Raw genomic sequence first — 14,842 nt, 5'->3', positions numbered from 1 at the left:
GTACGACCGTTCGATTTTGTGCGGGTGCCGCATAAAATGCTGTCTGTCGAGTGACACGCAAGGCACACTCTGCGCCTTCTCAAAAATCATTATCTGCGAGACCCCCCGATGACCCACGATGAATTGCTGGCCCAGTTCGGCCCCCGCGAAGCCATGGAATACGACGTGGTCGTGGTCGGCGGCGGACCCGCAGGCCTGTCCACCGCCATCCGCCTGAAACAGCTCGCCACCGAAAAGGGCAGCGAGATCAACGTGTGCGTGCTGGAAAAAGGCTCCGAGCCCGGCGCGCACATCCTGAGCGGCGCGGTGATGGACCCGATCGCCATCACCGAGCTCTTCCCCGACTGGAAAGAGCGCGGCGCCCCGCTGCACCAACCCGTGACCGGCGATGACTTGCTCGTGCTGACCGAGACGGGCTCCACCCGCACGCCCGACTGGCTGATGCCGCGCAACTTCCACAACGACGGCTGCTACGTGATCAGCCTGGGTGCGGTCACCAAGTGGCTGGGCGAGCAGGCCGAAGCCCTGGGCGTGGAGATCTTCCCCGGCTTCACCGCGGCCGAGGTGCTGTACAACGACGACGGCTCGGTCAAAGGCGTGGCCACCGGCCACCTGGGCCTGGGCAAGGACGGTGAACCCACCGGCCACTTCCAGCTCGGCATGGAACTGCACGCCAAGTACACCGTGTTCGCCGAAGGCGCACGCGGCCACCTGGGCAAACAACTCATCGCCAAATACAAGCTCACCGAAGGCAAGGACGCGCAGACCTTCGCCATCGGCATCAAGGAACTCTGGGAGATCCCGGCCGACAAGGCCAAGCCGGGTCTGGTGGTGCACACCGCCGGCTGGCCCATGGATGCCGACACCTTCGGCGGCGGTTTTCTCTACCACCTTGAAGGCAACAAGGTCACGCTGGGCCTGGTGGTGGGCCTGGACTACCAGAACCCCTGGATGTCACCGTTTGAAGAAATGCAGCGCTGGAAAACGCACCCCAGCATCCAGGCCCACATTGCCGGCGGCAAGCGCCTGGGTTATGGCGCGCGCGCACTCAACAACGGCACGCCACAGGCCCTGCCCAAGCTGGTGTTCCCCGGGGGCGCCATGGTGGGTTGCAACGCTGGTTTCCTGAACGCCGCGCGCATCAAGGGCAGCCACGCCGCCATCAAGAGCGGCATGCTCTGCGCCGAAGCCGCGTTTGAAGCGGTCGCCGCCGGCCGCCAGAGTGACGAACTCGCCGGCTTCACCGAGCGCTTCGAGAAAAGCTGGCTGCACGAAGAGCTCTGGACCTACCGCAACTTCAAGAACTGGTTCAAGAAGAGCCCGTTGCTGGGCAAGCTCATGACGGGTGTGGAGCACTGGTTCCTGCCCAAGGTGGGCGTGAAAACGCCGCCCTGGACGCTGCACAACACCACGCCCGACCACCTGAAGCTGCGCCCGGCGGCCGAGATGCCGAAGATCAGCTACCCCAAGCCCGACGGCAAGATCACCTTCGACAAACTCTCCAGCGTGTTCGTGAGCAACACCAACCACGAAGAGAACCAGCCCGCCCACCTCACGCTGCGCAACAACACAGTGCCGGTGCAGATCAACCTGGCCAAGTACGCCGGGCCCGAGAGCCGTTACTGCCCGGCCGGCGTGTACGAGTACGTGAAGAACGACGACAACACCGACCGCCTGCAGATCAACGCGCAGAACTGCGTGCACTGCAAGACCTGCGACATCAAGGACCCGACGCAGAACATCGTGTGGGTCACACCCGAAGGCGGCGGTGGGCCCAACTACGCGGGCATGTGAGCGAAGTCACGCTCTTTCAGCATTCGCGCCAGAAGCCGCCTGCGGGCGGCTTTTTCACGTCTGCGTTTCACCGCTTCGTCACAAGGTCTGGCCACAGTGCGGGTTTTCGCTTTCACACCCGCCTCACCATGCTGAACAAGACCGACAAGGGCCGTGCCGAGCTGCAGCCCGGCCAACGCACCCTGGGCCAGCGCGAACGCGCCGTGCTGCTGGTGGCCGACGGTCGCAAGGCCACGGCCTCGCTGCAGGCACTCTTTGGTGGCCTGGGCGCGGAGATCGTGCGCGAGTTGCTGGCACAGGGTTACATCGTTGACGAAACACCACCCGCCCCGGCGACGGCACCCGAGCCCGCCGCGGGCAAAGGCTCGGTTGATGCCTTCTCGGGTCCCCGCTCGCTCGCGAGTGCCCGCATGTTTTTGTTTGACCTGAGCGAACGCATGTTTGCCCCCAGAGACAAAGCCCTGGCCCTGCAGTTTCGTGAAGCCTTGCGCGAAGCCCGCGATGCGCCGGCCATGCTGGTGGTGAGCCGCGAGATGCTGGTGGCCATCGAACGCCTGGCCGGCCCGGGCCGGGCCGACGCCATCAGCGAGCGCCTGGCCAAACTGCTGCCCGAGTCCGCCCTGGAAGGCGCCTGAAACCCACCAATACGCAGCTCTCGGCTACACTCGACCGGGTCAGGAGAGTGCCACCCCCGAGGTGGCCGCCGAAGGCGCAGGAGGCCACCCAAGTGGCCCTGAACGCTCAGGCAAAAGGACTGACGAACACAGGCCGCAAGGCCCGTGTACCCCCCTGGAGAGAGGTCGCCCCTGGAGGCGATCCACCGAAGGAGCAAACGCGGCATCGCCCGCGCGAATCTCTCAGGTAAAGCGGACAGTGGGGCAGCGCACGGATGAACCGTGTTCCGCCCCCTTGGGGCCTGCCCCTTTTGCCTGCGAGCCGCCGTGTCCGACACCGATCTCCTCAAAACCCCGCTGCATGCCCTGCACATCGAACTCGGCGCCCGCATGGTGCCGTTTGCCGGCTACAGCATGCCGGTTCAGTACCCCGCCGGCCTGATGGCCGAGCACCACCACACCCGCGCGGCCGCCGGCCTGTTCGATGTGTCGCACATGGGGCAGTTGCGCCTGGTCGGCGCTGACGCTGCGGCGGCCTTCGAGTCGCTGATGCCGGTGGACGTGATCGATCTGGCCGTGGGCAAACAGCGCTACGGCCTGCTGCTCAACGACGCCGGCGGCATCATCGACGACCTGATGTTCGTCAACCGCGGTGCGGACCTCTTTGTGATCGTGAACGGCGCCTGCAAACACGGCGACCTGACCCATATCGTTGACCGCATCGGCCGCCGCTGCAGCGTGGAGCCCCAGTTCGACCGTGGCCTGCTCGCGCTGCAAGGCCCGCAGGCCGTGACCGCTTTGCAGCGGCTCGTGCCCGGCGTTGAAAAGCTGGTGTTCATGACCGGCGGCGCCTTCACCTGGCAAGGCACCGACCTGTTCATCACCCGCAGCGGCTACACAGGAGAAGACGGTTTTGAGATCTCGGTGCCGGCTGATCGCGCCGAAGCGTTTGCCCGCGCCCTGCTGGCCGAACCCGAGGTGAAACCGGTGGGCCTGGGTGCGCGCAACTCGCTGCGTCTGGAAGCCGGCCTGTGCCTCTACGGCAACGACATCGACACCTCCACCACACCGGTGGAGGCCGCACTCAACTGGGCCATGCAGAAGGTGCGCCGCACCGGCGGCGCGCGCGCGGGCGGTTTCCCGGGCGCGGCCCGTGTGCTGGCCCAGCTCGACGGCACCGAGCCGCTGACCCGCAAGCGCGTGGGCCTGGTTGCTCTCGAACGCATTCCCGTGCGCGACCACACCGAGTTGCAAACCCCCGGTGGCGAGACCATCGGTGAAGTCACCAGCGGCCTGCTGGGCCCCAGCGCCGACAAACCGGTGGCCATGGGCTATGTGAACCCGGCGCACGCTGCGGTGGGCACGCGCCTGCACGCCATCGTTCGCGGCAAGCCGGTGCCGATGGAAGTGAGCGCCATGCCTTTTGTACCCAACCGCTACTTCCGCGGATAGAAATCGTCCGTTCGGGCTGAGCTTGTCGAAGCCTTCACACACCCACCGTTGGATGCCCTTCGACAAGCTCAGGGCGAACGGGTTTTGACCGAAAGTTAAAAGGAAACACCATGACCACCAAGTACACCGAAGACCACGAATGGATCAGCGTTGACGGCGACATCGCCACCGTCGGCATCACCGTGCATGCGCAGGATGCGCTGGGCGACGTGGTCTTCGTCGACCTGCCCGAAGTGGGCAAGACCTTTGCGCAGAAAGACGTGGCCGGCGTGGTCGAGTCCGTGAAGGCCGCGGCCGACGTGTACATGCCGGTGACCGGTGAAGTGACCGAGGTCAACGAAGCCCTGCGCGCCGACCCCTCGCTGGCCAACAGCGACCCGCTCAAGAGCGGCTGGTTCTTCAAGGTCAAGCTGTCCGACCCGGCCCAGGTCGACGCCCTCCTTGACGAAACTGCTTACAACGCCTTCTCAGCCAACGCCTGATCCATTCCGCCGGAGCCCTTCCATGCTGATGCCGTCTGTCAAACCCCTGGATGAACTCGAGAACCCGTCCGAGTTCGTGGCCCGCCACATCGGCATCGGCGAAGCCGACGAAGCGCTGATGTTGTCCGTGATCGGCGAGGCCTCGCGCCGCGCGCTGATCGACGGCATCGTGCCGCGCAGCATCGCGCGCAGCCAGGGCATGCAGTTGCCCCCGGCCATCACCGAAGCCGCGGCGCTGGCCGAGCTCAAGGCGATCGCCGAGCAGAACCAGTTGCTCAAGAGCTTCATCGGGCAGGGCTACCACGGCACGCACACGCCGGGCGTGATCCTGCGCAACGTGCTGGAGAACCCGGCCTGGTACACCGCCTACACGCCCTACCAGGCCGAGATCTCGCAGGGCCGCATGGAAGCGCTGATCAACTTCCAGACCATGGTGTGCGACCTCACCGGCATGGCGATTGCCAACGCTTCCATGCTCGATGAAGCCACCGCCGCTGCCGAGGCCATGACGCTGGCCAAGCGCTCGGTCAAGAGCAAGGGCCACACCTTCGTGGTGGCCGGCGACTGCCACCCGCAGACCATCGAGGTGGTGCAGACGCGCGCGAAGCCGCTGGGCCTCACCGTGAAGCTCGCCAACTCGGCCGCCGAATGGGACGCCGCACTGGCCGGCGACGACTACTTCGCTGTGCTCGCGCAGTACCCCAGCACCAGCGGTCGCATCGAAGACCTCGCCGCCGACGTGAAGACCGTGCAGTCCAAAGGCGCGGCCTTCATCGCTGCCGCCGACCTGCTGGCGCTCACGCTCATCACGCCGCCCGGCGAATGGGGCGCCGACATCGTGGTCGGCACCACGCAGCGCTTCGGCATGCCCATGGGCGCGGGTGGCCCGCACGCTGCCTTCATGGCCTGCCGCGACGAGTTCAAACGCTCGCTGCCCGGCCGCCTGGTCGGTGTGAGCGTGGACGCGCACGGCAACCCCACTTACCGCCTTGCGCTGCAGACGCGCGAGCAACACATCCGCCGCGAGAAGGCCACCTCCAACATCTGCACAGCGCAGGTGCTGCCGGCGGTGGTGGCGAGCATGTACGCCGTGTACCACGGCCCGGCTGGCCTGAAGCGCATCGCGCAGCGCGTGGCGGCGTACACCGCCGTGCTCGCGCAAGGGCTGGAGCAACTGGGCTGGACGCCCACCAGCGACAGCGCCTTCGACACGCTGACCTTCAAGGCCGGCGACCGCGCCGCCACGCTGCTGAAGCGCGCCGTGGACGCCGGCATGAACCTGCGCCTGAGTTGGGGCGAGTACGTGGGCATCACGCTGGACGAGACCACGACCCGCGAGGACATCGAGAAACTGTGGGGCGTGTTCGCGCTGCAGGGCCAGAGCCTGCCCGGCTTTGCGACGTTCGAGAAAGGCATCGAGCCGCGCATTCCCACCGAACTGCGCCGCACCAGCACCTATCTCACGCACCCGGTGTTCCACAACCACCACTCCGAGACCGGCATGCTGCGCTACATCCGCGCGTTGTCCGACAAGGACCTGGCGCTGGACCGCAGCATGATCCCGCTGGGCTCGTGCACCATGAAGCTCAACGCCACCAGCGAGATGATCCCCATCACCTGGCCGGGCTTTGCCAACGTGCACCCGTTCGCGCCCGCCGGCCAGCTGCTCGGCTACAAGAAACTCGACGAACAGCTGCGCGCCTGGCTCTGCCAGGCCACGGGTTACGCCGGCATCAGCCTGCAGCCCAACGCCGGCTCGCAGGGCGAATACGCCGGCCTGCTGGTGATTCAGGCCTACCACGCCTCGCGCGGCGAGAGCCACCGCAACATCTGCCTGATCCCCAGCAGCGCGCACGGCACCAACCCGGCCTCGGCACAGATGGTCGGCATGACGGTGGTGGTGACCAAGTGCGATGAAAACGGCAACGTGGACATGGCCGACCTGCAGGCCAAGTGCGAGCAGCACAGCGCCAACCTGGCCGCGGTGATGATCACCTACCCCAGCACGCACGGCGTGTTCGAAACCACGGTCAAGGAACTCTGCGCGCTGGTGCACCGGCACGGCGGGCGTGTGTATGTGGACGGCGCCAACATGAACGCGCTGGTGGGCGTGGCCGCCCCTGGTGAGTTCGGCGGCGACGTGAGCCACCTCAACCTGCACAAGACCTTCTGCATCCCGCACGGCGGTGGCGGCCCGGGCGTGGGCCCTGTGTGCGTGGTCGAAGACCTGGTGCCGTTCCTGCCCGGTCATGCCACGGGCGGCCTGCCGGTCAACGGCGTGGGCGCCATCAGCGCGGCGCCTCTGGGCAATGCGGCGGTGCTGCCGATCAGCTGGATGTACATCCGCATGATGGGCGCCGACGGCCTGAAGCACGCGACCGAGGCTGCCATCCTTGCGGCCAACTACATCAGCAAGCGCCTCGCACCGCACTACCCCACGCTCTATGCGAGTGCCAACGGGCACGTGGCCCACGAGTGCATCCTGGACCTGCGCCACTTCAAGGACACCAGCGGCGTGATGGCCGAGGACGTGGCCAAGCGCCTGATGGACTACGGTTTCCACGCGCCCACGCTGTCCTTCCCGGTGGCCAACACGCTGATGGTGGAGCCCACCGAAAGCGAGACGCTGGAAGAGCTGGACCGTTTCATCGACGCGATGATCGCGATCCGCGAAGAGATCCGCCTGGTGGAAGCCGGCACCTGGCCGCAGGACGACAACCCGCTGAAGAACGCCCCGCACACGGCTGCCAGCCTCATGGCGGCCGTGTGGTCACACCCCTACGCGCGCGACGTGGGTGCGGCGAGCACCTCAACCCGGGCGCATGCCAAGTACTGGCCGCCGGTTGGGCGGGTGGACAACGTGTACGGGGATCGGAACCTTTTCTGCAGTTGCGTTCCTTTGTCCGACTACTCGGCTTGAGTTCCCGCGTTTCTCGCCTGCTTGGTGGGTGAGGGCGGGTGGCCAACAAAGCGTGGCGCTCCAGCGCTTCGTCGCAGGACGGTGGCGGTGCCCGCCTGCGCAGGCCCCCATTCGCGGTTGCCACAGAGGCAGAGCGCCCACCACAGCATTGACAAGGGGGTGCAGGCGCACCCGGGCAGACACCCGCGAGCAGGGCCGGAGCAGGCGGGCGCCGCCACCGGCCTGACGCGAGGTTGCCGAGCGAAACCTCAAAGCACCAACCCCACAACTCGGAACAACCACCCCAAGCCTCACAATCAAGGACCCCGAAAAGCGACACCATGACCACCCCAGCCCTGCGCGTGCTCAGCCTCATCCCCCCGATGACGCAGCTCAACACGCCCTACCCCTCCACCGCCTACATCACCGGCTTCCTGCGCTCGCGCGGGGTCGATGCGGTGCAGGCCGACCTGGCGCTGGCGCTCGTGCTCAAGCTGTTTTCGCCCGCCGGGCTGGAGTCCGTGCGCAGCCACGCGCTGGCGCAGGCCGAGGCCGACCGCACGGCCAGCGTGCACGCCTTCCTCGACCAGTTCGCCCGCTACCGCGCCACCATCGGCCTGGTGATCGCCTTTTTGCAGGGCCGCGACTCGACCCTGGCGCACCGCATCGCCGCGCGCGAGCTGCTGCCCGAAGGTCCTCGCTTTGCCGCGCTGGAGGTGTATGTGGACGCGGCACTCAGTGAAGAAGGTGGCGACCCGCTGGCCTGGGCCTTTGGTGCGCTCGGCGTGCAGGACAAGGCGCGCCACATCGCCACGCTCTACCTCAACGACCTGGCCGACGTGTTGCGCGACGCGGTCGACGATCGTTTTGCTTTCGTGCGCTATGCCGAGTCGCTGGCCAGCAGCCAGCCCACCTTCGAGCCCATGGCGGCCGCGCTGGCTGCGCCCTTCACGCTGGTCGACGAGATCCTGCACACGCTCACGCTGGCCACCCTGTCGCAGCACAAGCCCGACCTGGTGCTGCTCTCGGTGCCCTTCCCCGGCGCGCTCTACGCCGCGCTGCGCATGGCGCAGACCATCAAGGCGCAGAACCCGCACATCACCATTGCGCTGGGCGGCGGCTTTGTGAACACCGAGCTGCGCGAACTCGCCGAGCCGCGCGTGTTCGACTTGGTGGATTTCGTGACGCTCGATTCCGGGGAGCGGCCCTTGCTGGCCCTCATGGAGTACCTGCAGAGAAAGCGCTCGAAACAGCGCCTGGTGCGCACCTTCGTGCGCGAAGAAGCCACCGTGCGCTACATCAACTTCGTCGAGCCGGACGTGCCGTTCGAAGAGGTGGGCACGCCCACCTGGGACGGGCTGCCGCTGGACCGGTACCTGAGCCTGCTCGACATGCTCAACCCCATGCACCGGCTCTGGAGCGACGGGCGCTGGAACAAGCTCACCGTGGCGCACGGCTGCTACTGGAAGAAATGCAGCTTCTGCGACGTGAGCCTGGACTACATCAGCCGCTACGAGACCGCGTCGGCGTCCACACTGGCCGACCGGATCGAAACCATCGTGAACGAGACCGGCCAGACCGGTTTCCATTTTGTAGACGAGGCCGCACCGCCCAAAGCACTCAAGGCACTGGCCGAAGAACTCATCCGCCGGCAACTGAACATCTCCTGGTGGGGCAACATCCGGTTTGAAAAAACCTTCACACCCGAGCTCTGCCAACTGCTCGCCGACAGCGGCTGCATCGCCATGAGCGGCGGACTCGAAGTGGCCTCGGACCGCCTGCTCGCGCTGATGAAAAAAGGCGTGACGGTGGAGCAGGTGGCGCGCGTGACCAAGGGCTTCTCCGACGCCGGCATCCTCGTGCACGCCTACCTCATGTACGGCTTCCCCACGCAGACGGTGCAAGACACGGTGGACGCGCTCGAGTACGTGCGTCAGCTGTTCGAGAACGGCTGCATCCAGAGCGGCTTCTTCCACCGCTTCTCGTGCACCGTGCACTCACCCGTGGGCCTGGACCCCGCCGCCTACGGCATCGAACTGATTCCCTTGCCGCCGGTCACGTTCGCCAAGAACGACATCGGCTTCATCGACCCCAGCGGCGTGGACCACGAGGCCCTGGGCATCGGCCTGCGCAAGGCCATTTACAACTACATGCACGGCATCGGCCTGGACGAAGACGCGCGCGCTTGGTTCAGCCACTTGCCGGGCAAGGTGCCCAAGCCCACCGTGGGCCGGAACCGCATCGCCAAGGCACTCACGCAGGCCGCGTGACGCTCAGGCCGATTCAGCCGCAATCTGCCGCAGCGCCTGTTCGAACACCGCCGCGGGCTGCCCGCCCGAGATCAGGTGCTGGTCGTTGATGATCACCGCCGGCACCGAATGGATGCCGACGCTGGTGTAGAAACCCTCGCGCTCGCGCACCGCCTGGGCGAATTCATCGCTGGCCAGAATGGCCTGCGCACGGACCTCGTCCAGCCCCACCTCGCGCACACAGGCCAGCAGCACGCCGTGGTAGCCCATCGCTTCCGAACGTGTGTGGCAAGCGGCCAGCAGCGCCTTCTTCAACGCGTGTTGCTGCCCCGGCGCGCCTTCGAGGGACGCCCAATGCAGCAGGCGGTGTGCGTCAAACGTGTTCCAGATGCGGCCGCGGCCTTCCGGGTTGAAGACAAAACCCACCTCGGCGCCGCGCGCGCGAATGGTTTCGCGGATCTGCACCTGCTGGGCAGCGGTGGAACCGTATTTCTGCGTCAGGTGTTCGCCGATGTCCTGGCCTTCGGCGCCCATCTTCGGGTTGAGCTCGAACGGCTGGAAATGCAGCTCGGCCGACACCTCACCCTGCAGCTTGCCCAACGCTTCTTCGAGCGCGCCCAGCCCGACGGCGCACCAGGGGCACGAGACGTCGGACACAAAATCGATCTTGAGGGATGTGGTCATGGGCGCGATGGTAGGCCGTGGCCCTTGACCGCAAACGCCGCAGGGGCTTGCGCGACAATCGCCGCACCCCCATTGATTGCACGCACATGACCGACCGCTACGCCGTCCTCGGCAACCCCATTGGCCACAGCAAGTCCCCCCTGATCCACGGTCTGTTTGCGCAAGCGACCGGGCAGGACATCGCCTACACCGCCATCGAAGTCCCGCTGGACGGATTCAGCGAGACGGTGCTGGCCTTTCGCGCGGGCGGTGGCCGCGGGCTCAACGTCACCTTGCCGTTCAAGCTGCAGGCGTTTGAGATCGCCACCGACCCCAGCGAACGCGCGCGCCTCGCCGGTGCGGCCAACTGCCTCAAATTCGACGGTGAGCGCATCCTGGCCGACAACTTCGACGGCGTGGGTCTGGTCAACGACCTGCAGCGCAACCTGGGCTGCCCGCTGGCCGGCAAACGCGTGCTGCTGCTGGGCGCTGGCGGCGCCACGCGCGGCGCCCTGCTGCCGATCGCAGCCGAAGGCCCTGCCCTCATCGCAGTGGCCAACCGCACGGCCAGCAAGGCGCATGCGCTCCAGCGCGATTTTGCCGCCCATGCCCAACTGCAATCGGGCGGTTATGACGATCTCGGAGGGCAACGGTTTGACGTGGTCATCAACGCCACGTCGGCCGGCCTCACGCAGGAGACCCTGCCCTTGGAGGCCAGCGTTTTTGCGCCAGGCGCTGTCGCCTACGACATGGTTTACGGCAAGGGCCTCACGCCGTTCCTGCAGCAGGCCCGCGCCGCGGGCGTGAGCCGCGTGGCCGACGGCGTGGGCATGCTGATCGAGCAGGCCGCCGAAGCCTTCGCCTGGTGGCGCGGCGTGCGGCCTGAGACCAGGGCGGTGATTCAGCAGCTCACCGTGCCGCTGGCCTGAACGCCACGGCCGCGACCGCGCTGCACGACCACGAGCGCGAGCAAGGCCAGCATCAGGAGCGCCAGCGTGCCGGGCAATGGCACGCCGTAGATGCCGAGCGCGGCCTGGGCAAACAACCCGTGCACGAGTGCCGAAGGGTGCAGCACGTCGGAGAACAGCGAATTGGCACAGTCGGCTCCCAAACTGAAGAAGAACGAGCCGCACGGCCGGTCGGTGTTGGTCACGCCAAAGTCTTCGGCATTCAGCAGCACATGGTTGGCGATGCCGGCCATGTCGAGCAGCTCGATGTTCAAGCCCGGAAAGAACGCCTCCAAACCAAACAAGTTCGGCACCAGCGAGTTGAAACTGCCAGACGCCGCGGTGGAGGCCGCTTTCAAGCCGAGCAGGGCAGCCTCGGGGGTGTTTCCGAGGTCGGGCAGATTGGCGATCAGCACGTGGCGCGCACCGCTGGCGGCCAGGTACTGGATGGCCTGGGACAAACCCGCGATCGCGACCGCCGCAGCGGAGTCCCGGCCCAGCGTGTCAGCGGCGGTGTCCCCCTGGAATGCCAGGCGCGCATCGCGCATGTCGTTTCCGCCCCCCACCACGACGTAGAGAGCGTCGGGATCGGCAACGCCCACCGCCTGACCCCAGATGCCGGCTACTTGCGCCAACACCCCCGGTGGGGTGAGGGCTGTACCCGTGCGCGCACCCGCATACGCATAGTTGTTGCCCCCCAGCAGGTATGGGCTGGCTTGGCCTCCCAGTCCCAAGCCCCAGGCCAGGCCCTCCACCCACAGGGCGCCGTCCGAGAAACGGCCGCCGTCATACGGCTGCGTCGGGTTGGGTTGCGGGTTCTGGGTGCCGGCGGTGACCAGGCTCAGGTTGCCCGTGTCGGACAGGCTGTCGCCGAACACATAGATGCCACTGAACGGCCCGGCTTGCACCGATACCGAAGCCGCCACCAACATCGGCAGCAGCAGGGCGCGCAGGGCGGCGCGGATGCACTTCAAAGTCATGGGATGTCTCCTGGTGTTGTTGTGGTGCGCCGCGTGGTCACACACGCAGGACGCAGCCAGAAGCATCCGCGTGTGACCGGACACCCGACACGGGGCAAACCCTCAGGCCGGCGCAACGCAGTCACCCGCACGACAGCACGGGCCCGCGGCCTATACTCCCGTCGCCCGACCCGGGACACAACCACCGCAACGCCATGAAGACCCTGCTCATCCTCAACGGCCCGAACCTCAACCTGCTCGGCACGCGCGAACCCGAGGTCTACGGCGCCACCACCCTGGCCGACGTGGAAGCCGGCTGTGTGGCACACGGCCAGCGCCTGGGCTTTGCGGTCGAGTGTTTCCAGAGCAACCACGAAGGTGCGCTGATCGACAAGGTCCAGGAAGCGGGCCGCCGCTTCAAGGCCGGTGAGCTGGCCGGCGTGGTGTTCAACGCCGGGGCTTTCACCCACACCTCGGTGGCTTTGTTCGACGCCATCAGCGGCGTCAAACCGCTGCCGGTGATCGAAGTGCACATCTCCAACGTGCATGCGCGCGAGGCCTTCCGCCACCACTCCTACCTGTCGCCGGCCGCAGCCGGCATCGTGGTGGGTTTCGGCACCGACGGTTACCGGCTGGCCATCGAAGGCCTGGCGCACAAGGCCCAGGCCGCCTGACCCTGCGGCGAGTCCTGCCCGCGACAGCGGGCACAGCGGTGCGGGCCACACCGCACCGCACAATCGGTCGGTGAAAACCCGCCACTTCGCCCAGCTCGTGGGCCTGTCCGCGCTCTGGGGCGCGTCCTTTCTGTTCATCCGCATCGCCAGCCCCGTCATCGGGCCGATGGTGCTGGCGGGTTGCCGCGTGGCGCTGGCGGGCCTCACGCTGGCGTTCATCATGCGGGGCCTGAAACAGCGCTGGCCCTGGGAGCACTGGCGCGAACTCTTGCTGCTCGGCGCGCTCTCGGTGGCCGCGCCCTTCCTGCTCTATGCGTGGGCCGCGCTGCGCCTGCCGGCCGGCTACAGCGCCCTGCTCAACACCACAGCGGTCCTGTTCGGCACGCTGGCCTCTGCCTGGTTCAAGGAAGACACGCTCACCGGGCGCAAGCTGTTGGGCTGCCTGAGCGGCTTCATCGGTGTGGGGCTCATCGTGCGGCTCGGACCGGTACAACCCGACGCGGGCACCATCGCCGCGGCCCTGGCCTGTGTGCTGGCCGCGGCCTGCTACGGCTGCTCCACCCCGCTCATGAAACGCGCCACCACCCGCATGCAGCCGCTGGCCATTGCGGCCGGCATCCACCTCGCGGCCATGGTGCTGGTGTTTCCCGGTGCGCTCTGGGCCTGGCCCGAAGCGCGTTTCACGCCGGCGGCCCTCGGCGCCCTGTTCGTCATGGGTGTGGTCACCTCCGGTCTCGCCTACTGGGCGCACCTGCGCATCATTCGCCATGTGACGCCCGTGGCGGCCATGAGCCCGGCCTTCCTGATCCCCGTGTTCGGCGTCACCTGGGGGCATCTGTTCCTGGGCGAGGCCTTGTCGCCCGGCATCTTTGCCGGCGGCGCGCTGGTGCTGCTGGCCACCGCGCTGGTGACCGGCTTCAACCCCCTCCGGCGCTGGTTCGCTGCAACGCCCACGCCCTGACGGCACACACGCAGGCCACCGCCGCGCAGGCCGATGAGAGCCAGAACACGCTGGCCAGCCCGAAGGCCGAGCTGAGGAACCCCCCGGCCACACCACCCACCACGCCCGGCAGGCCGTAACCCACCACGGTGTAAAGCGCCTGGCCGCGGCCGCGCAGGCGCCCCGGGAAGTGGTGCGACAGCATCGCGATGCACACCGTGTGGTGCGCGGCGAAGGTGATCGCGTGCAGGGCCTGCGCCAGCAGCAGCACCGGCCACACCAGCGGGAAACCGGCGGTCAGGCCCATGCGCAAGGCCATGAGCGCGGCGGCCAGCACCAGCCACGCCGAGAGCGACAGGCGCGGCAGCCAGCGGCCCTGGGTGAAAAACCAGCCGATCTCGATCACCACCGACAGCGCCCAGAGCAGGCCGATCACCGTCTTGCTGTAGCCCAGCGAGTCCAGGTAGAGCGACAAAAAGACGTAGATGAAGATGTGCGCGAGTACGTGGAAGAACACGGCCGCAAAAAACCAGCGCACCGGCGGCTGGCGCAACACCGGCCACACGCTGGGCTGCACTTCGTCGGCGTGCGCGGGTTCGCGGAAGTCGGGCAGCAGCCACACGCTGAGCGTCACCGCCGCCAGCGTGGCCAGGGTCCACGCGGGAAAGTGCACCAGGCCGAAGCGCTCGAACCAGAAGCCCGCGGCCACCACCGTCACGAGAAAACCCAGCGAACCCCAGAGGCGGATGCGGCCATAGCGCTTCGCATCGAAAGCGCCGCCATGGCTCACCAGATGGGCCAGCGCGGCTTCGCTCATGGGCATCATGCCGCTGGTGTGGGCGAACATGAGCAACAACACCACAAAGAGCCCCACACCGCCGAGCTCGAACCACAGGCCCAGCGACAGCAGCAGCGCCGCCGTGGCGCCATAGCGCAGCAGGCGCACGCGCTCGCCGGTGCGGTCGCTCAACGATCCCCAGAGGTACGGCGCAAACAGGCGCGAGGCCGACTGCACCGAGGTCAGCACGCTGATGGCCAGCAGGCTGAAGCCAAGCTCCTTGAGCCAGAGCGGGAGGTAGGGGTTGAAAAAGCCGATGTGCGCGAAGTAGCTCGCGCTGAGCATGGCAAACGGAAACAGTTTCTTTTTCTGGCTCACAGGAATCTCCGTT

General features: G+C 67.1%; 12 protein-coding genes and 2 riboswitches. Of the genes, 9 read left to right on the top strand and 3 right to left on the bottom strand.

Annotated features, from left to right (window positions below):
* The first annotated feature begins 108 nt into the window (after positions 1 to 108).
* From Q1W68_RS03325 to Q1W68_RS03300, 6 genes are all read left to right on the top strand, one after another.
* Positions 109 to 1,794, top strand: coding sequence for an electron transfer flavoprotein-ubiquinone oxidoreductase (locus Q1W68_RS03325; RefSeq protein ID WP_300715587.1), 1,686 nt, complete (start codon positions 109 to 111; stop codon positions 1,792 to 1,794).
* A gap of 128 nt (positions 1,795 to 1,922) precedes the next feature.
* Positions 1,923 to 2,429 (top strand): hypothetical protein, encoded by a 507-nt coding sequence (locus tag Q1W68_RS03320; protein ID WP_300651197.1) that lies wholly within the window; start codon positions 1,923 to 1,925, stop codon positions 2,427 to 2,429.
* Positions 2,430 to 2,459: 30 nt separating this feature from the next.
* Positions 2,460 to 2,561: riboswitch (glycine riboswitch) on the top strand.
* A gap of 12 nt (positions 2,562 to 2,573) precedes the next feature.
* Positions 2,574 to 2,678: riboswitch (glycine riboswitch) on the top strand.
* Between the two features lie 57 nt (positions 2,679 to 2,735).
* Complete coding sequence (gcvT, locus tag Q1W68_RS03315) at positions 2,736 to 3,860, top strand: glycine cleavage system aminomethyltransferase GcvT (RefSeq protein ID WP_300715586.1); 1,125 nt, start codon at positions 2,736 to 2,738, stop codon at positions 3,858 to 3,860.
* A gap of 110 nt (positions 3,861 to 3,970) precedes the next feature.
* A complete protein-coding gene (gene gcvH, locus Q1W68_RS03310; RefSeq protein WP_300715585.1) occupies positions 3,971 to 4,342 on the top strand; it encodes a glycine cleavage system protein GcvH in 372 nt (123 codons plus the stop codon).
* A gap of 22 nt (positions 4,343 to 4,364) precedes the next feature.
* Positions 4,365 to 7,262 (top strand): aminomethyl-transferring glycine dehydrogenase, encoded by a 2,898-nt coding sequence (gcvP, locus tag Q1W68_RS03305; protein ID WP_300715584.1) that lies wholly within the window; start codon positions 4,365 to 4,367, stop codon positions 7,260 to 7,262.
* Between the two features lie 320 nt (positions 7,263 to 7,582).
* Complete coding sequence (locus tag Q1W68_RS03300; RefSeq protein ID WP_300715582.1) at positions 7,583 to 9,511, top strand: B12-binding domain-containing radical SAM protein; 1,929 nt, start codon at positions 7,583 to 7,585, stop codon at positions 9,509 to 9,511.
* Between the two features lie 3 nt (positions 9,512 to 9,514).
* On the opposite strand, the gene Q1W68_RS03295 is transcribed toward Q1W68_RS03300, so the two are convergent.
* On the bottom strand, positions 9,515 to 10,174 hold the full coding sequence (locus Q1W68_RS03295; RefSeq protein ID WP_300652345.1) for a DsbA family oxidoreductase: 660 nt from the start codon (positions 10,172 to 10,174) through the stop codon (positions 9,515 to 9,517).
* Between the two features lie 86 nt (positions 10,175 to 10,260).
* Here Q1W68_RS03295 and aroE point away from each other — a divergent pair, with 86 nt between their 5' ends.
* The gene (gene aroE / locus Q1W68_RS03290; protein ID WP_300652343.1) at positions 10,261 to 11,082 is read left to right on the top strand and encodes a shikimate dehydrogenase; all 822 of its coding nucleotides are present in this window, start codon (positions 10,261 to 10,263) and stop codon (positions 11,080 to 11,082) included.
* On the opposite strand, the gene Q1W68_RS03285 is transcribed toward aroE, so the two are convergent.
* On the bottom strand, positions 11,055 to 12,080 hold the full coding sequence (locus tag Q1W68_RS03285; RefSeq protein ID WP_300652342.1) for an SGNH/GDSL hydrolase family protein: 1,026 nt from the start codon (positions 12,078 to 12,080) through the stop codon (positions 11,055 to 11,057). The genes aroE and Q1W68_RS03285 overlap by 28 nt on opposite strands.
* 194 nt (positions 12,081 to 12,274) lie before the next feature.
* Here Q1W68_RS03285 and aroQ point away from each other — a divergent pair, with 194 nt between their 5' ends.
* Together aroQ and Q1W68_RS03275 are read left to right on the top strand one after the other, a co-directional pair.
* Positions 12,275 to 12,733 carry a type II 3-dehydroquinate dehydratase gene (gene aroQ / locus Q1W68_RS03280; RefSeq protein WP_300662629.1) on the top strand — a complete coding sequence of 153 codons (459 nt, stop codon included), beginning with the start codon at positions 12,275 to 12,277 and terminating at the stop codon, positions 12,731 to 12,733.
* A 70-nt stretch (positions 12,734 to 12,803) separates the two neighbouring features.
* Entirely contained in the window at positions 12,804 to 13,694 is an 891-nt protein-coding gene (locus Q1W68_RS03275; RefSeq protein ID WP_300655497.1) for a DMT family transporter, read from the top strand.
* Here Q1W68_RS03275 and Q1W68_RS03270 read toward each other — a convergent pair.
* A complete protein-coding gene (locus Q1W68_RS03270) occupies positions 13,651 to 14,829 on the bottom strand; it encodes an MFS transporter (protein WP_300715580.1) in 1,179 nt (392 codons plus the stop codon). The two genes, Q1W68_RS03275 and Q1W68_RS03270, sit on opposite strands and share 44 nt — an antisense overlap.
* Between the last annotated feature and the right edge of the window lie 13 nt (positions 14,830 to 14,842).

The organism is Hydrogenophaga sp., from assembly GCF_030158645.1.
In the GTDB taxonomy this organism is placed as follows: domain Bacteria; phylum Pseudomonadota; class Gammaproteobacteria; order Burkholderiales; family Burkholderiaceae_C; genus Hydrogenophaga.
Note: the sequence above shows the minus strand (reverse complement) of the source record. Positions and strands in the feature narration are given on the sequence as shown.